Raw genomic sequence first — 16,116 nt, 5'->3', positions numbered from 1 at the left:
ATGAATACCCGTCGTGCCTCAAGGCCGACGGGCTGCCCTCACCCGACATCACGTTATGAACACTGCCATCTTCGAAGGCGTGTGGATTCCGCTCGTTACTCCCATGACCGGCGCCAACGGCGCGACCATCGACCACGATGGGTTCAAGCTGCTGGTCGACTACTACCTCTCGGCCGGTGTGAACGGTCTGGTCGTCGCCGGTACCACCGGTGAGGGCACGCTGCTCACCGACGAAGAGCGCTACTGGCTGGCGCAGACCGCCTGCCAGTATGCCAACGGCCGTACGCCGGTGATGGCCGGTGTGGGGGCCGCCGATACGGCCAATGCGGCACGCCAGATTCGCCGGCTCGACGATCTGCCGCTCGCCGGTTATCTCGTGCCGCCGCCCTACTATCTGCGTCCGTCGCAAGAGGGCATTCTCTGGCACTACCGCACGCTGGCTGCCGGTACGCACAAACCAATCGTGCTCTACAACGTGCCTCTGCGCACGGGCGTCACGCTCGGCGTGGACACCATTCGCGAACTGGCCGCGCACGAGTCGTTCCCCTGCATCAAGGAATGCGACGCGCATCCGCTGCTGCATCTGCCTTCGCAAACGACCATGCGCGTGATGTGCGGCGACGACATGCAGTGGCTCCCCGCGCTGCAAGCGGGCGCCGTCGGCGGCATCTCTGCTGCCGCGCATATCCGTCCCGATCTGTATCTGAAGTTGATGCGCTATGTGCGCGAAGGCGATATGGCGCACGCCAACACGCTGTTCAACGGCATGAAGCCGTTGATCCGCCGCCTGTTCTCCGAACCCAATCCGGTCGCGATCAAGGCTGCGCTCTCGTCGCTGGGGCTGTGTTCGCCGATCGTGCGCCGTCCGCTCATGCCATGCAGCGCCGCCCTGCGCAAAGACATCGACGCCCAACTCGAAGTGATGATGGCGTTCTGATCAACGACCCGTTGCACTGATTGCGCTCACTGCGCTGACCGCTCTGATCGTTCTGACTTGAGGACATTCGCCATGGATGACATCGAACAACGCCACCGGACTGTCGCACGCTTGCTCATCAAGCTCTCGGGCACCACGCTGGCCCGGCTGGCGTACGCCACCGGCATCACCGGCAACACGATCTCGCGCTGGGTGCATGGCGACTACTGCGTGCTGGGCGCGCAGGGGCGTGACAAGCTGCTCGCCGCACTCGGGGCGTCCACCGATGGCACGAACATCCGGCTGGCACCGCGCGCGACCGGCGCTGCGCAACCGATGTTTCACATCACGGGGCTCGTGCAGGCCGAGCGCTTTGCCACGCTCGCGGCGCTAACGTCGTCGCGCTTCGTCGCCGCACGCGAAACGTGTCAGGGACAAACGCTCGTGAGTCTGGTCACCGACGCCGACGGCCAGACCACGGCGCTGCTCATCGGCCCGCGTGAAGCGCTCGACGAGGTATACGCCGAGCTGGGGATTGCGATGTCGCCGAAGCGCCAGCGGGAGCCGGCGTTCGGCCACTACGGCGCAGGCGGCGCAGGTAACGAAACTGCACGTGCGCACTCGCATTGATTTTGACGCCTCACTGCCAGCCGAACCGCCGTGCAAACATGCCCTTCATCATCTGCGTCAGCACGGCATAAGCGAGCAGTATCGCCGCGAGCAGCGGGAAGTACGCGAGCGGCAGCGCTTGCATCTTGAAGGTATCGGCGAACGGCGACATCGGCAGCATCAGCCCGATCAGCATCACCGCGCCGGTCATCATCAGCAGCGGCCACGCGGCGCGGCTTTGCACGAACGGAATGCGACGCGTGCGGATCAGGTGCACGATCAGCGTCTGCGAGAGCAGCCCTTCGACAAACCAGCCCGACTGGAACAGCGTCTGATGCTCGGCGCTGTTCGCGCCGAACAGATGCCACATGGCGACGAACGTCAGCACGTCGAAAATCGAACTGATCGGCCCGAAGAAAATCATGAAGCGCGACAGGTCGGCCGGGTTCCAGCGCTGTGGCTGCGTGAGTTGCTCGGGGTCGACGTTGTCGAACGGAATCGTCGTCTGCGACAGATCGTAGAGCAGGTTCTGCGTGAGCAGTTGCAACGGCAACATCGGCAGGAACGGCAAAAACGCGCTGGCGATCAACACCGAGAAGACGTTGCCGAAGTTCGAGCTGGCCGTCATCTTGATGTACTTGAGCATGTTCGCAAACGTGCGGCGCCCTTCGATCACGCCCTGCTCCAGCACCATCAGGCTCTTTTCGAGCAGGATGAGATCGGCGGCCTCCTTGGCGATATCGACCGCCGTATCCACCGAAATACCAATATCGGCGGCGCGCAACGCCGGGGCATCGTTGATACCGTCGCCCATGAAACCGACGACGTGACCATTGGCGCGCAACATGCGCACGAGCCGCTCCTTGTGGGCCGGCGTGAGTTTCGCAAACACGTTGGCGCGCTCGACCGTCTGCGCAAGTTCGGCGTCGCTCATGTTTTCGATGTCGTCGCCGAGCACGCAGCCGTCGACCTTCAAACCGACTTCACGGCACACCTTGGCGGTGACCAGATCGTTATCGCCGGTGAGTACCTTCACGGCCACGCCCGAGGCGGCCAGCGCCTTGAGCGCAGGTGCGGTCGACTCTTTGGGCGGATCGAGAAACGCGATGTAACCGACCAGCACGAGCTCGCGCTCGTCGGCAATGCCGTAGCTCTCCTGCACCGGCGGCAGATGGCGTGTCGCCACTGCCACCACGCGCAGGCCCTCGGCGTTCAGGTCGGCCGTCACACGGCGCAGACGCGCAAGGACATCGGGGGTCAGCGGTTCGACGTTCGCACCATGTTGCACGCGGTCGCACACGGCCATGACTTCTTCGACCGCGCCCTTGCAGATCAACTCGTGATGCTCGCCGTTCTCGCTGACCACGACCGACATGCGACGGCGCTGGAAGTCGAACGGAATCTCGTCGATCTTGCGATAGCGATTCACCACATCGAGCCGCTGATGCAGTTCGCCATGGTCAAGCACGGCGACGTCGAGCAGGTTCTTCAGACCGGTCTGATAGAAGCTGTTCAGATAGGCGTATTCGAGCACGTACTCCGAGGCGTGGCCCCACACGTCGGTATGGCGCTCCAGACAAATCTTGTCCTGCGTGAGCGTGCCGGTCTTGTCGGTGCACAGCACGTCCATCGCGCCGAAATTCTGAATCGCATCGAGCCGCTTGACGATGACCTTCTTGCGCGAGAGCACGACGGCACCCTTGGCAAGCGTGGCCGTCACGATCATCGGCAGCATTTCGGGCGTGAGCCCCACGGCCACCGACAGCGCGAACAGCGACGCTTCGAGCCAGTTGTGTTTGGTGAAGCCGTTGATGAGCAACACGATGGGTGTCATCACCAGCATGAAGCGGATCAGCACCCACGACACGCGGTTCACCCCCTGCTGGAACGACGTGACCGTGCGCTGCTGCGCCGTAACGCGCTGGGCCAGCGAGCCGAAGAACGTGCGCGCGCCCGTCGCCACGACCACCGCCGTGGCCGAACCGCTCACCACGTTGGTGCCCATGAAGGCGAGATTGTCGTAGGCCAGCGGGTTGCTGCCGCCCGCATCGCAAACATGCGCGAATTTCTCGACCGGCAAGGCTTCGCCCGTGAGTGCCGATTGCGAGATGAAGAGGTCTTTCGCGGCGAGAATGCGCACGTCACCCGGAATCATGTCGCCCGCTGCGAGCAGCACGATATCGCCGGGCACCAGTTCGGCCAACGGAATTTCTCGGCCCATGCGCGCCGAGCGGGCGCCTTGCCGGGTTGACGCTTCGCCAGCGATCTCAACGTCGCGGCGCAGTACGGTGGCGGTGGTGCTGACCATCGCCTTGAGCTTCTCCGCCGCCTTGTTCGAGCGCGCTTCCTGCACGAATCGCAACACCGTGGAAATGATCACCATCGTCGCGATGATGATCGTTCCCTCGGTGTCGTCGGTCGCATACGACACCGCCGCCAGAATCGAGAGCAGCAGGTTGAACGGATTGCGGTAGCAGTGGAAGAGGTGCAGCCACCAGGGCAGCGGCTTTTCGTGCTCGACTTCATTGGGGCCAACGTGCGCGCGAACGGTCGCGGCTTCGTCGTCGGAGAGCCCTTCGCGGGTCGTGCGCAGACGCACGAGCAGATCGGGGCCGGCAACGCGGGCAGCGTCGGCCAGACCTGGCGGTGCCTCGTGGCCGTGCGCCGGCGCATCGAGGGTTTCGAGCATGTCGCGACGGCGGAAGTAGCGCAGGCCGAGGCGCGCGCCGAGTACCGTCATCAGACGCTCGCTGAGCGTGAGGGTTTGTTGCATCGGAGACATCCTGAAGGATCGCGGGCGCCGGCCCCGGTCTGTCGCGACCGGGCGGCGCCCGAGGGCTGGGTTTTATTGTTTGAAGGCCCGGCTCAGCGCACCGGCGCAGCCTTGCGCGTCACCGCACGCCACCACTGGTGCAGACGCGAGCCTTGAGGGGCCTGTGCGTCGATTTGCGCTTGATGGTCGACGTGAAAGTGATGCAGGCACTCGGTGGGCAGCATCAGGGCTTGCGGATTGCTTCCGCGAAAGGTCATGGAGTAACGGAACACGGTGAATCTCCCGGCCGCCTGGCACCCTCCGGCCCGGCACGCGCGGTCAGTTCGCGGTCCTGCGTGGCAGACGGTCGGCAGAAAGCGACAACCGGCGTGCGCGCGGAATGCGAACGAACCTGCGTTGCGAGGCGTGAGACGGCCCGAACGGCAGACGTAAAACGAATAAGGGAGCGTGCTACGAACGACGGTCAGCTTCGGACTTGCCCTGCCCGGCTTGGCCACAATGGCAAAGCAGCAACGTGCAAGGCGATCGAAACGTACGTCAGAGGTGCGCGCCAACCCGACAAATGCGAGTTAGCGGCGGGGAGATACCCGGGGGACTAACTCGCGGTGATGGTGTCGACCTGCGTCGACCGGCAACTACCACTAGAACAACTGTCCACGGAGAAATCTCCTGAGAGCTATGACGGCGCGATTTTACCTCCGAGTGCGTCGAAAGAAAAGTGACAAATCAACGTGTTACAAAATGATGACAAAAGCGGCTTTCCTCCGCGCCGGGGTTCGTCCAGAATCTGTCATGCTTTCGTCATAAACCGCCTGCCGGCGGCCGTCGATGCGCCGGCTCAAGGGTTTCAACCCAGATTTCAGCCAGCGTTTTGCCACGGGTCTCCGGTGCGGACTTCTCGCCCCTCGACGCCCTATGGAACAACTCAATCGCGCCCTCTTTCTGGCCATCAACGCCTCGCCGGCTGTCAGCGACGGTGAACTGGCCATTGCCATCTTCCTCGCCAAATACCTGATCCTGCTGCTGCCGGCCGGTCTCGTCATGCTCTGGCTGGCGGGGGGGCGCGATCGCGAAGGCGCGGTCCACGGCCTGCTGGGCGTGGGGTTGGTCCTGCTGATCAACTTCGTGATCGGGCTGGCTTGGTTTGAGCCGCGCCCGTTTGTCGTCGGTCTGGGCACCAATCTGCTGCCCCACGCGCCCACGAGCGCGTTCCCGAGCAACCATGCCTCGATCATGTTCGCGTCGGCCTTCGTGCTGATGGGCACGGCCGCTCGCTCGCCGCGCGGGCTCGGCAAGTTGCTGTTGCTGTGCGCACTGCCGGTTTGCTGGGCGCGCGTCTATCTGGGCGTGCATTGGCCGCTCGACATGCTCGGCGGGTTCTGCGTCTCGATCGTGGTCGCACTCATCATGCGCACGGCGTCGGCACGTGAGACGAGCCGCATCGTGGCCGCCATCTTCGAAGGCATTTATCGACGCTTGCTGGCTTGGCCGATTGCGCGCGGCTGGCTGCGTCGTTAAGGCTTAAGTTAAGGCTTAAGTCGCGTAAGACGGCAAACGTTTCGCGAGAAAACACAACGGTACGGCGGGGATGTTCGGCGGGACCTGCGAGGGCACTGCGGGAAAACTACCGGGAAACTGCGGAACTGCGGAAGAGAGTTGGGAGACTCGGGAGATCCGAATCTCCCAATGGTGCTGCGGAGATGTGATTTAGCGGTGGTACTCGCCAGCGGCTTCAGGCTGGTAATCGATGCCGAGCAATTCCAGCTCGATCAGGTGGCCGCCCGGCACTTGCCAGTGAATCGACTCACCGATACGCAGGCCGAGCAGCGCGCTGCCGACCGGGGCCAGTACCGAAATACCGCCTTCCGTGGCCGCCAGATGCTGCGGATAGACGAGCGTCACGCGATGCTCCTGCTGCGTGGCGAGATCACGGTAGCGCAACACCGAATTCATCGTGGCGACGTCGGCCGGCATTTGCTCGGGTTCGACGACACTCGCCCGGGCGAGCTCTGTTTCGAGTGCCTCCACATACGGCAATGCCGCGCGCGGGGCCTGCGCCATGAGCGCTTCGAGGCGGTCAAGGTCGAGAGTCGAGACAGTGATCGGGGGACGTTGCGAATTGACGGTGGACATGTCGATGGCCTTGTTTTTCCTTGAGCGTTGGGTAAATCGGTTGAAAGGTTGGCCTTCAATCTAACAGAAGCCCCGCGCCGCGAGAAGCCCTTGCCAGCCGGGCCGGCGCGTGCATCGGGCACCGTCACACGGGGCTCACAGAGGCGGCACAGGGGCTCCAAGCGGGCTGCAAGCGGGCTGCAAGCGGGGCATATTGGCCCGAGTGGGCCCGGTTCCGATAGAATCGACGCATTCGACGCCGCTGACCGACACCTGCCCGCGCGCCCTGCATGACGCGGGTGCTGCGCGACAAATGCCGGTCATCGGCGCGGCGTATTCTCCCTCTTCAACGCCGGCGAACCGACGCCCGACGTACCGCCTGCACAGTGCACCCGCCGTACGCCGCCGCGCATCGCCAAGCCGGCCTCATCAGGTAAAGCAGAAGTCATGTCCGCACACACTACGAACGACGCCCTTTTTGAACGCGCCCAGCAAACCATTCCCGGCGGCGTGAACTCGCCGGTCCGCGCGTTTCGCTCGGTCGGCGGCACGCCGCGCTTCATCGCCCGTGCACAAGGTCCGTACATGTGGGATGCCGAAGGCACGCGCTTCATCGATTACATCGGCTCGTGGGGCCCGATGATCGTGGGTCACCTGCATCCGGAAGTGGTCGCCGCCGTGCAAACGGCCATGGCACAGGGCTTCAGCTTCGGCGCCCCGACCGAAGGCGAAGTCGTCATGGCCGAAGAAATCTGCCGTCTGGTGCCCTCCATCGAGCAGGTGCGTCTGGTGTCTTCGGGCACCGAGGCGACGATGAGCGCGCTGCGTCTGGCACGCGGATTCACGGGCCGCAACAAGATCGTCAAGTTTGAGGGCTGCTATCACGGCCACGCCGACAGCCTGCTGGTCAAGGCCGGGTCGGGCCTGCTGACGTTTGCCGATTCGACGCGCAACGCGCCGTCCTCAGCCGGCGTGCCGCCCGAAGTAACGCGCGACACGCTCGTGCTGGAGTACAACAACGTCGAGCAACTGCGCGAACTGTTCGCGCAACAAGGCGGCGAGATCGGTGCGGTGATCGTGGAGCCGGTCGCCGGCAACATGAATCTCGTGCGCGGTTCGCGCAACTTCCTGCAAACGCTGCGTGAGCTCTGCACCGCGCACGGCGCCGTGCTGATTTTCGATGAAGTGATGTGCGGGTTCCGCGTGGGTCTGGGCGGTGCGCAGGCGCTGTACGGCATTACCGCCGACCTGACGTGTCTGGGCAAGGTCATTGGCGGCGGCATGCCGGCGGCAGCCTTCGGTGGACGCCGCGACATCATGGCGCATCTGGCACCGCTTGGCGGCGTCTATCAGGCAGGCACGCTCTCGGGCAACCCGCTCGCTGTCGCTGCGGGCCTCGCCACACTCAAGCTGATTCAGGCGCCCGGCTTCTATGAAGACCTGTCCAAGCGCACCTCGAAGCTGGTCGCCGGTCTGGTCGACGCCGCACAAGAGGCGGGCGTGCCGTTCTCTGGCGACAGCGTCGGCGGCATGTTCGGTCTCTACTTCCGCGCCAACGTGCCCGCGAGCTTCGCCGAAGTGACCACGTCCGACGTGCCGCGCTTCAACAAGTTCTTCCATGCCATGCTCGATCGCGGCGTCTATCTGGCGCCGAGCGCGTTCGAAGCAGGCTTCGTCTCTGCCACGCACGACGATACCGTGCTCGAAGCGACCCTCGACGCCGCCCGTGCTGCGTTCAAGACCATCGCCTGAGCGGGGCGCGATCCGTGACTGCATTACCGCATTTGTTGCCGCATTACATAACGATTCACTCCTGCTAAAACAAGGACACACATCATGCTCATGCTGCTGCCGACAAAGTTCCGTCAGACGTTCGCCGCCCGTCGCGGCACGTTCGCACGCTGGCTGGCGCTGGCATTCCTCACGTCGTTCCTCTCCGCCTGCGGCTACAACGACATTCAGGTCAAGGACGAAGCCGTCAAGGCCGCGTGGAGCGAAGTCGTCAACCAATATCAGCGCCGCGCCGATCTGGTGCCGAATCTGGTGAACACGGTCAAGGGCTACGCCACGCACGAGCAGACCACGCTCACCGACGTGATCAACGCGCGCGCCAAGGCGACGAGCATTACGGTCACGCCGGAAACGCTCAACGACCCGGACGCATTCAAGCGCTTCCAGCAGGCGCAGGGCGAACTCTCGGGCGCGCTCTCGCGCTTGATGGCGGTCTCGGAGAACTATCCGAACCTGAAGGCCGATGGTCTGTTCCGCGATCTGCAATCGCAACTGGAAGGCACCGAAAACCGCATTACCGTGGCGCGCAACCGCTACATCCAGTCGGTGCAGGACTACAACGTGTACGTACGTCAGTTCCCGAACAACCTCACCGCCAAGATGTTCGGCTACGGACCGAAGCCGAACTTCACGGTCGAGAACGAGAAGGCGATTTCGACGGCGCCGACGGTCAAGTTCTGAGGATCGGGCCATGGCTGACGTCCTGATGCGTCGTTCGTTGCAATCGTGGGGCCTGTCTGGCCTCACGGCCTCAGCGCCTTCACTCGGGCGCGGGCTCGCGCGCCTGCTGTGGGCGCTGGCCCTTGCCTGTCTGTGCTGGCTGGCGCTGCCGGCCGGTGCCGAATCGCTCGTCGCGGTGCCTGCGCTCACTGCGCGCGTGACCGACCTGACCGGCACGCTCACCCCCGAGCAACGCAATGCGCTCGAGACCCAGCTCGCTCAGTACGAACAACAGCGCGGCAGCCAGATCTTCGTGCTGATGGTGCCGACGACGGCGCCCGAGACGATCGACCAGTACAGCATTCGGGTCGCCGATGCGTGGAAAGCCGGTCGCAAGGGTGTGGACGACGGCGTGATCATGCTCATCGCGAAAGACAATCCGAACGACTTGCGCAAGATGCGCATCGAAGTCGGGCGCGGCGTGCAAGGCTCACTCACCGATGCCATTTCCGGGCGTATTCTGCGCGACGTGATGGCACCGTACTTCCGCAATGGCGACTTCTTTGGCGGTCTGGCCGCCGGTGTGGCTGCGGTGGAAGCGGCGATCAACAACGAAGCGCTGCCGGCACCGCAATTGCCGTCTACGCGTGCGCCGCACTCCAATCTTTCCGACTTTCTGCCGCTGCTGTTCATCGTCTTCATCATCGCGATGGTGGTGATCATGGAAAGCCGCCGGCGCTTCAAAGGCCCGGGCCTGCCCGGCGCCCTGAGCGATCCGAACGACCCGCGCTCGCGCGTGCTGACCGGCCAGCGTGGCCGTATCGGCCCGGGTGGCTTTGGCGGCGGACTGGGTGGCGGTATCGGCGGCGGCTTAGGCGGTTTGGGTGGCCTTGGCGGCTGGGGACGCGGCGGCGGTGACGATAGCGGTGGCGGCGGTGGATTTGGCGGCGGAGGCGGCGGCGGTTTCGATGGCGGCGGCTCGTCAGGGAACTGGTGAACGGCGATGGCACACGAGGAAATCGCGATGCAACATCGGCAACACAATCTCTCGCGCTGGCTGCGCCATCTCGGCACGTGGCGCGCGCACGCCCGCTGGCTGTTCTCGGATAAGGCGCTCGATACGCTCGAAGCTGCGATTCGCGATTCGGAAGCCGATCATCGCTGCGAGATTCGTCTGGTGATCGAAGCGGCGATGCCGCTCGGCGCCGTCTGGCAGGGCCACACCTGCCGGCAGCGCGCCTTGCAGTTGTTCCGCCAGCTCGGCATTGCCCACACGGGCGACCGGACCGGCATTCTGCTTTACATCAACATTGCCGATCACGATATCGAGCTGATCGCCGACAAGGGTGTCAATGCGCTGGTGGCACCGCGCACGTGGGACACCGTGGTCGCGCAGATGAGCGCCGGTTTTCGTGACGATCAGTATGTTCCGAGCGTGCTCGACGCTCTGAACACCTTGCGCGGCATTGCGCGCGAACACCTGCCGGCGCATGCCGGCGCGGCCCCGGACAATGCCTTGACCGACCGGCCGCTGATGATCTGACGGACCATGTTCTCGGAACAGGATTTTGCTTACATGCGCCGCGCGCTGGCTCTGGCCGAGCGCGGCATGTTCACCACCGCGCCGAATCCGCGCGTGGGGTGTGTGATCGTCAACGAAGGCCGGGTGATCGGCGAAGGCTTCACACAGCCGGCGGGTCAGGACCACGCCGAAGTGCAGGCCATGAAGGACGCCCGCACGCGCGGCGAATCACTGCGCGACGCCACAGCCTACGTCACGTTGGAGCCGTGCAGCCATTACGGACGCACACCGCCGTGCGCAAAAGGCTTGATCGAAGCCGGTGTCAAGCGCGTGATCGCCGCGATGGAAGATCCGAATCCGCTCGTCGCCGGGCGCGGCCTGACGATGTTGCGCGATGCCGGTATCGAAGTGCGCTGCGGGTTGCTCGAACAGGAAGCGCGCGAACTAAATATCGGGTTTGTCGCGCGCATGACGCGCGGCACGCCGTGGGTGCGCATGAAAGTGGCCGCCAGCCTCGACGGCAAGACCGCGCTGCACAACGGCGTGAGTCAATGGCTGACCGGGCCTGCCGCACGCGCCGACGGCCATGCATGGCGCGCCCGCGCTTGCGCGATTCTCACGGGCATCGGCACGGTGCGTGAAGACGATCCGTCGCTCACCGTGCGTGAAGTGCCGACGCCGCGTCAGCCGCTGCGCATCATCGTCGACTCGCGGCTGGATATTTCACTGACCGCCAAAGTGCTTGCCGACGGCAACGCGCTCGTGGTTTGTGCAAACGGCGACGAAGCGCGTGTGGCACGCCTGCGCGATCACGGCATCGATGTGCTCGACTTGCCCAACGCCAGCGGCAAGGTCGAACTCCCGGCGCTCATGCGTGCGCTTGGCGAGCGGCAGATCAACGAACTGCACGTGGAAGCGGGCTTCAAGCTCAACGGGTCATTGCTGCGCGAGCACTGCGTGGATGAACTGCTGGCGTATTTCGCCCCCTGCATCGTCGGCGACGCCCAAGGCATGTTCAATCTGCCCGCGCTCACGTCGCTCGACGACAAGATCCCCCTCACGTTTTCGGACGTGCGGATGATCGAGGGCGATCTGCGCGTCATGGCGCGCATCAAGCGGACCTAAGACAACGCAATAGGCAAACGAAAAGCGGGGCGTGTCGATGTGACACGCCCCGCTTTTTCATTCAACCGCTTCGTGGTTTCGTCGGGCTGACGCTCAGACGTGGAAGCCCACGCTGCCCAGCTTTTCCATTTCCACCGACACGTACTGCCCCGGCTTGATGTACTCGGCCGGCGTTGCGCCGCCTGCCATCACGATCCAGCCGGCTTGCAGCGGCTCACCGGCAGCAGCCGACAGACGTGCCGCCGCGACCAGCGAGCGCAGCGGATGACCGAGCAGCGCCGCCGTCGAGCCGACCTGCACCGTACGGCCGTTGATCGTCATCGCCAGCCCCAGATTCGAGAAATCCGTGCGCGGGTCGTGCCATGCGCCGATCACGAAACCGCTCGACGAGGCGTTGTCCGCGATCACTTCCGGCAACGTGAACTTGAAGTCCTTGTAGCGCGAGTCGATGATCTCGATGGCCGGCGCAATCGCTTCGACCGCAGCCAGTGCCTGCGGGCCGGTCACGTTGCCCTCCAGCGGCTTCTTCAGAATGAAAGCGATCTCGGGTTCGACGCGCGGATGCACAAAGCGCTTGAAGTCGATGGCCGTGCCCTCTTCCACTTGCATGCCCGACGTCAGACGGCCCCAGATCACGTCCGAGAGGCCCATCTGGACCATCTTGGCGCGGCTGGTGAAGCCCATCTTCACGCCGACACGCGTCTCGCCGCGCGCGGCACGCCGAGCCAGCGAGGCAGCCTGAATGGCGTACGCATCGTCGAGCGAGAGGCGGTTGTCGGTATCGAACTGTTCGACCTCGTGCGCGTGATGCGCGGCGTCGTCGAGCAGCTTGGCGTAATCCTGAATATGGCTCATCGTGCGGCCTCGCTGGCGGGTTCAAACACGGCGCGGACCGAGCCCAGGCCGTTGATACGGGTCTCGAAGATGTCGCCCGGCGTGACGGCCGCCATCGGGCCGAGTGCGCCGGAGAGCACCAGATCGCCCGCCTTGAGCGGCGTGCCCACGGCGGCCATCGTGCGGGCCAGCCACACCACCGCGTTGATCGGGCTGCCCAGACACGCGGCACCGGCGCCCACGGAGACGGGTTCGCCGCGACGCTCCATCACCATGCCGCACAGGCGCACGTCGAACTCGGAGAGCTTCTTCGGCGTGTTGCCGAGCACATAGGCCGACGACGAGGCGTTGTCGGCGATGGTGTCGGTGATACGGATATTCCAGTCAGCCACGCGGCTGCCCACGATTTCGAGTGCGGGCAACGCATATTCGATGGCGTTCAGCACATCGAGCTGGCCCGGGTTCTCGACATTCAGATCGCGCCCGATCACGAAGGCGATCTCGGCTTCGATCTTCGGCTGCGTGAGAATCGACACAGGAATCGGTTCGCCGTCGCCATAGCCCATGTCGTCGAACAACAGGCCGAAATCGGGCTGGTCCACGCCAAGCTGCTTTTGCACAGCCACCGACGTCAGGCCGATCTTGCAGCCAACGATGCGGCGACCCGCAGCGAGACGGCGCTCGGTGTTGATGCGCTGGATGGCATAGGCATCTTCGATCGACAGCGGCGCGAAAGTCTCGCGCAGCGGGGCGATGAAGTGGCGTGACCGTTCGGCTTCGACGAGGGCGTCGGCGGCCGCTTGCAAACGTTGCTTGTCCGTCGCCATTACGCGCCCGCCTTGGCCGGTGCGGCCGGCTCGTCCTTGGTGCGCTCACCCACGGCCCAGTGGGCGGCGGGGACCTGCGTCGCATAGACGCGAATCGATTCGAGCGGTGCGCCAAGCGTCTCGTGCACGGTGCGTGCCACGGCCTTGACGCAGGCTTTCACGGTGGCGTCGTCGCGACCTTCCACCAGATTGATATGTACGATAGGCATGACCCTGTCCTCGGAAATTGCCGCATTGATGCTGTAACTCGTCGCTATAACGCGCAGCTGAAACGAGCGGCTTCGACGGGCAATGATGCGCGCGCAACGAGATACCGTCCAATACCGTTTTTCCAGAATCTGATACCTTTTCGGTATTGAGTTTGGATTGAGCGTTGAGGCTGACATCCGCCATGAAGGCGGCCAATGCCCATCGCGACAGGGGTATTCATGGACATCAAGCAGATGCGGTACTTCCTCGCTGTGGCCGAGGAAGGCAATTTCGGACGCGCCGCCGAGCGGCTGAACATGGCGCAGCCACCGCTCACGCGGCACATTCAGGCGCTCGAAGCGCAACTGGGCACGCAGTTGTTCGTGCGCACCCCCAAGGGCGCGACGCTCACGGCAGCGGGCGAAACGCTGCTCGCCGAGGTGCCCAACATCCTGTCGCTTGCCCGGCGCGCGGAAGAACAGACGCGTCTGGCCGGCGAAGGCTATATCGGGCGGCTCGACGTCGGTATCTTCAGCTCGGGCATTCTCAATGTGATTCCGCGCCTGCTGGCCAACTTTCACACCGCCCGGCCCGAGGTGAAGATCGGGCTGCATAACCTGTCGAAAGCCGAGCAGATCGCCGCGCTTCGCGAGCGCCGTATCGCCATCGGCTTCAACCGCCTGATTCCGGACGAGCCCGACATCGCCGTCGACTGGATTCATCGCGAGCCATTTCTCGTGGCGCTCTACGAAGGGCATCCGCTATGCAAGCGAACTTCGCTCTCGCTCGCCGATCTCGATAACGAACGAATGATTCTTTATCCGAACGCACCGATGCCGGGCTTGGCCGAAGAAGTGACGGCGGCCTTTCGTGCGGAGGGAGTGACGCTACGCGTCGAGCAGGAGGCAGAGGACGTGGTGACGTCGATCGCGCTGGTCGCGAGCCGCTTCGGAATTTGCGTGACGACGGAGTCTGCGGCGAACCTGCGCCTGCCCGGTGTGGTGTACCGGCCGCTCAAGTCGCAGCGCCTGCGCTCCATTGAACTGAACTGCATGTACCGGCGCGACGACACGTCGCCGATTCTTGCCGCATTTCTGGCGCTGATCCGGCAGTCGAGAAATCAACGGCACGCGCTGACGATGTGAGGCTGCGACGGGTGATGTCCGCACTGAAAACAAGGCCGCTGAAATATACGCAATCGGATGCAAAGTAAAAACTTTGGATTTCATCGGCGAGCAGATTGTATCCAAAATGTCCTGATGTCCTAGGGCGTCTCGTAAATCATCGTGGCCCCGATTTGTGCGGCAAGTCGAAATGCTGCGCTGCACCCATCTGCGTAGTACTACGGAGTGTCCTTGTGACGCCTCCGATATTCGTCATCCGACCCCTTTGAAATCCTTTATCCATGCGGGTCTCCAGACCCCTTGGGATAGTGGTTCCAATTGGACTCCGTATTACGCTAACATGGCGCATCGTTCGCACCTCATGGGGTGGGAATGATCGAATAAACAGGTTCAGCAGTCGCTTAAGACCACCGCACGCCCGGGTAGTCAAAAAAATACAAATCAAGGAGATGTCCACAATGCAGTTCCGTCACAAATCCCTGTTCGTCGCCGCTGCGCTCGCCTTCATTGGTACGGCTGCCAATGCCGAGACCGTCAAAATCGCCATCGCCGGTCCGTTCAGCGGCTCGGTTGCCCAATACGGCGACATGGTCAAGGCCGGCGCGCTGACCGCCATTGAAGAAATCAATGCGGCCGGTGGCGTCAACGGCAACAAGTTTGAAGCGGTCATGATGGACGATGCATGCGAGCCGAAGCAGGCCGTCGCCGTCGCCAACAAGATCGTCAGCCAGAAGATCAAGTACGTGATCGGTCACGTGTGCTCGGGTTCGACGATTCCGGCATCGGACATCTACGAAAACGAAGGCGTGGTGATGATCACCCCGTCGGCCACGGCCCCGCAACTGACCGAAGGCAAGAAGCGCCACTTCATCTTCCGCACGATCGGTCGTGACGATCAGCAAGGCCCGGCGGCTGCCCAGTACATCATCAACAAGGTCAAGCCGAAGAAGGTTGCCGTGCTGCACGACAAGCAGTCGTACGGTCAGGGCATCGCCACCTCGGTGAAGAAGGACCTCGACGCGGCCAAGATTCCGGTCGTGCTGTTCGAAGGCATCAACGCCGGCGACTCGGATTACTCGGCAGTCATCACCAAGCTCAAGGCGCAAGGTGTCGACTTCGTGTACTTCGGCGGCTACCACCCGGAAATGGGTCTGCTGCTGCGCCAGGCACGTGAGCAAGGCGTGAAGGCCACGTTCATGGGACCGGAAGGCGTGGGCAACAAGGACGTGACGGCTATCGCCGGCCCGTCGTCGGAAGGCATGCTGGTCACGCTGCCGGCCGACTTCGCTGCCGACCCGGCCAACGCGAAGCTGGTGAAGGCATTCGCCGACGCCAAGCGCGATCCGAACGGTCCGTTCCAGATGCCGGCTTACACGGGCGTGCAACTGATCGCCAAGAGCATTGCCGGCGCGAAGAGCACCGACTCGGAGAAGGTTGCCGACTACCTGCACAAGAACACGTTCGACACGCCGATCGGCAAGGTGTCCTACGATGCAGCCGGCGATCTGAAGTCGTTCAAGTTCGTCGTCTACACGTGGCACAAAGACGCGACCAAGACGGCCGCCAACTGATTCCCTGACGCTTTAAAGGCCAGCGAATCACCCCCTGCCGCCCGCCGATTCCGGCGGGCGGCG

Annotated in this window: 16 protein-coding genes; 10 read left to right on the top strand and 6 right to left on the bottom strand. The window is 63.6% G+C overall.

The features are described 5' to 3' along the window. The first annotated feature begins 55 nt into the window (after positions 1-55). Positions 56-937, top strand: a complete 882-nt coding sequence (gene dapA / locus CDV44_RS07190) for a 4-hydroxy-tetrahydrodipicolinate synthase (protein WP_087687389.1) — start codon at positions 56-58, stop codon at positions 935-937. Between the two features lie 72 nt (positions 938-1,009). Next, on the top strand, positions 1,010-1,546 hold the full coding sequence (locus CDV44_RS07185) for a helix-turn-helix domain-containing protein (protein ID WP_087687387.1): 537 nt from the start codon (positions 1,010-1,012) through the stop codon (positions 1,544-1,546). A 10-nt stretch (positions 1,547-1,556) separates the two neighbouring features. On the opposite strand, the gene mgtA is transcribed toward CDV44_RS07185, so the two are convergent. Both mgtA and CDV44_RS27755 read right to left on the bottom strand, forming a co-directional pair. Continuing rightward, positions 1,557-4,298 carry a magnesium-translocating P-type ATPase gene (mgtA, locus tag CDV44_RS07180; RefSeq protein WP_212677082.1) on the bottom strand — a complete coding sequence of 914 codons (2,742 nt, stop codon included), beginning with the start codon at positions 4,296-4,298 and terminating at the stop codon, positions 1,557-1,559. Between the two features lie 92 nt (positions 4,299-4,390). Further along, positions 4,391-4,570, bottom strand: a complete 180-nt coding sequence (locus tag CDV44_RS27755; RefSeq protein WP_140413309.1) for a hypothetical protein — start codon at positions 4,568-4,570, stop codon at positions 4,391-4,393. Positions 4,571-5,213: 643 nt separating this feature from the next. Here CDV44_RS27755 and CDV44_RS07175 point away from each other — a divergent pair. Beyond that, a complete protein-coding gene (locus tag CDV44_RS07175) occupies positions 5,214-5,816 on the top strand; it encodes a phosphatase PAP2 family protein (RefSeq protein ID WP_170935882.1) in 603 nt (200 codons plus the stop codon). Positions 5,817-6,005: 189 nt separating this feature from the next. Here CDV44_RS07175 and rnk read toward each other — a convergent pair whose 3' ends face one another. Beyond that, positions 6,006-6,431 carry a nucleoside diphosphate kinase regulator gene (gene rnk / locus CDV44_RS07170; RefSeq protein ID WP_058375555.1) on the bottom strand — a complete coding sequence of 142 codons (426 nt, stop codon included), beginning with the start codon at positions 6,429-6,431 and terminating at the stop codon, positions 6,006-6,008. A 426-nt stretch (positions 6,432-6,857) separates the two neighbouring features. On the opposite strand from rnk, the gene hemL reads away from it, so the two are divergent. The 5 genes from hemL (at position 6,858) to ribD (ending at position 11,508) form a co-directional block, all read left to right on the top strand. Continuing rightward, positions 6,858-8,162: a glutamate-1-semialdehyde 2,1-aminomutase gene (hemL, locus tag CDV44_RS07165; protein WP_058375556.1), complete on the top strand. Its 1,305-nt coding sequence runs from the start codon at positions 6,858-6,860 to the stop codon at positions 8,160-8,162. A gap of 90 nt (positions 8,163-8,252) precedes the next feature. Then, a complete protein-coding gene (locus tag CDV44_RS07160; RefSeq protein WP_058379812.1) occupies positions 8,253-8,882 on the top strand; it encodes a LemA family protein in 630 nt (209 codons plus the stop codon). A gap of 10 nt (positions 8,883-8,892) precedes the next feature. Continuing rightward, complete coding sequence (locus CDV44_RS07155; RefSeq protein WP_249277434.1) at positions 8,893-9,858, top strand: YgcG family protein; 966 nt, start codon at positions 8,893-8,895, stop codon at positions 9,856-9,858. Positions 9,859-9,885: 27 nt separating this feature from the next. After that, the gene (locus CDV44_RS07150) at positions 9,886-10,404 is read left to right on the top strand and encodes a TPM domain-containing protein (protein WP_170935881.1); all 519 of its coding nucleotides are present in this window, start codon (positions 9,886-9,888) and stop codon (positions 10,402-10,404) included. 6 nt (positions 10,405-10,410) lie between these two features. Then, positions 10,411-11,508: a bifunctional diaminohydroxyphosphoribosylaminopyrimidine deaminase/5-amino-6-(5-phosphoribosylamino)uracil reductase RibD gene (gene ribD / locus CDV44_RS07145; RefSeq protein WP_087687382.1), complete on the top strand. Its 1,098-nt coding sequence runs from the start codon at positions 10,411-10,413 to the stop codon at positions 11,506-11,508. Between the two features lie 93 nt (positions 11,509-11,601). On the opposite strand, the gene CDV44_RS07140 is transcribed toward ribD, so the two are convergent. Genes CDV44_RS07140 through CDV44_RS07130 form a run of 3 tightly spaced genes read right to left on the bottom strand, consistent with a single transcriptional unit; the run spans position 11,602 to position 13,378 of the window. After that, on the bottom strand, positions 11,602-12,363 hold the full coding sequence (locus CDV44_RS07140; RefSeq protein ID WP_058375559.1) for a 2-keto-4-pentenoate hydratase: 762 nt from the start codon (positions 12,361-12,363) through the stop codon (positions 11,602-11,604). Next, positions 12,360-13,169 (bottom strand): 2-keto-4-pentenoate hydratase, encoded by an 810-nt coding sequence (locus tag CDV44_RS07135; RefSeq protein WP_087687381.1) that lies wholly within the window; start codon positions 13,167-13,169, stop codon positions 12,360-12,362. The genes CDV44_RS07140 and CDV44_RS07135 overlap by 4 nt, the downstream gene beginning before the upstream one ends. Continuing rightward, positions 13,169-13,378: a tautomerase family protein gene (locus CDV44_RS07130; RefSeq protein WP_023597244.1), complete on the bottom strand. Its 210-nt coding sequence runs from the start codon at positions 13,376-13,378 to the stop codon at positions 13,169-13,171. Before CDV44_RS07130 ends, CDV44_RS07135 begins: the two co-directional genes overlap by 1 nt. A gap of 219 nt (positions 13,379-13,597) precedes the next feature. Between CDV44_RS07130 and CDV44_RS07125 the strand changes: the two genes are divergently transcribed. Both CDV44_RS07125 and CDV44_RS07120 read left to right on the top strand, forming a co-directional pair. Then, the gene (locus CDV44_RS07125) at positions 13,598-14,503 is read left to right on the top strand and encodes a LysR substrate-binding domain-containing protein (RefSeq protein WP_087687374.1); all 906 of its coding nucleotides are present in this window, start codon (positions 13,598-13,600) and stop codon (positions 14,501-14,503) included. 437 nt (positions 14,504-14,940) lie between these two features. Beyond that, the gene (locus tag CDV44_RS07120; protein WP_087687373.1) at positions 14,941-16,053 is read left to right on the top strand and encodes a branched-chain amino acid ABC transporter substrate-binding protein; all 1,113 of its coding nucleotides are present in this window, start codon (positions 14,941-14,943) and stop codon (positions 16,051-16,053) included. Positions 16,054-16,116: the final 63 nt, after the last annotated feature.

This window comes from Pandoraea sp. PE-S2R-1 (genome assembly GCF_002179865.1).
In the GTDB taxonomy this organism is placed as follows: domain Bacteria; phylum Pseudomonadota; class Gammaproteobacteria; order Burkholderiales; family Burkholderiaceae; genus Pandoraea.
Note: the sequence above shows the minus strand (reverse complement) of the source record. Positions and strands in the feature narration are given on the sequence as shown.

Excerpts from the sequence above, each read along its gene's own strand:
- CDV44_RS07175 (WP_170935882.1), top strand. The coding sequence starts at position 5,214 with ATGGAACAACTCAATCGCGCCCTCTTTCTGGCCATCAACGCCTCGCCG.
- ribD (WP_087687382.1), top strand. The coding sequence starts at position 10,411 with ATGTTCTCGGAACAGGATTTTGCTTACATGCGCCGCGCGCTGGCTCTG.
- CDV44_RS07160 (WP_058379812.1), top strand. The coding sequence starts at position 8,253 with ATGCTGCTGCCGACAAAGTTCCGTCAGACGTTCGCCGCCCGTCGCGGC.
- CDV44_RS07125 (WP_087687374.1), top strand. The coding sequence starts at position 13,598 with ATGGACATCAAGCAGATGCGGTACTTCCTCGCTGTGGCCGAGGAAGGC.
- dapA (WP_087687389.1), top strand. The coding sequence starts at position 56 with ATGAACACTGCCATCTTCGAAGGCGTGTGGATTCCGCTCGTTACTCCC.
- CDV44_RS07150 (WP_170935881.1), top strand. The coding sequence starts at position 9,886 with ATGCAACATCGGCAACACAATCTCTCGCGCTGGCTGCGCCATCTCGGC.
- CDV44_RS07155 (WP_249277434.1), top strand. The coding sequence starts at position 8,893 with ATGGCTGACGTCCTGATGCGTCGTTCGTTGCAATCGTGGGGCCTGTCT.
- hemL (WP_058375556.1), top strand. The coding sequence starts at position 6,858 with ATGTCCGCACACACTACGAACGACGCCCTTTTTGAACGCGCCCAGCAA.
- CDV44_RS07140 (WP_058375559.1), bottom strand. The coding sequence starts at position 12,363 with ATGAGCCATATTCAGGATTACGCCAAGCTGCTCGACGACGCCGCGCAT.
- CDV44_RS07120 (WP_087687373.1), top strand. The coding sequence starts at position 14,941 with ATGCAGTTCCGTCACAAATCCCTGTTCGTCGCCGCTGCGCTCGCCTTC.
- CDV44_RS07185 (WP_087687387.1), top strand. The coding sequence starts at position 1,010 with ATGGATGACATCGAACAACGCCACCGGACTGTCGCACGCTTGCTCATC.
- mgtA (WP_212677082.1), bottom strand. The coding sequence starts at position 4,298 with ATGCAACAAACCCTCACGCTCAGCGAGCGTCTGATGACGGTACTCGGC.
- rnk (WP_058375555.1), bottom strand. The coding sequence starts at position 6,431 with ATGTCCACCGTCAATTCGCAACGTCCCCCGATCACTGTCTCGACTCTC.
- CDV44_RS07130 (WP_023597244.1), bottom strand. The coding sequence starts at position 13,378 with ATGCCTATCGTACATATCAATCTGGTGGAAGGTCGCGACGACGCCACC.
- CDV44_RS07135 (WP_087687381.1), bottom strand. The coding sequence starts at position 13,169 with ATGGCGACGGACAAGCAACGTTTGCAAGCGGCCGCCGACGCCCTCGTC.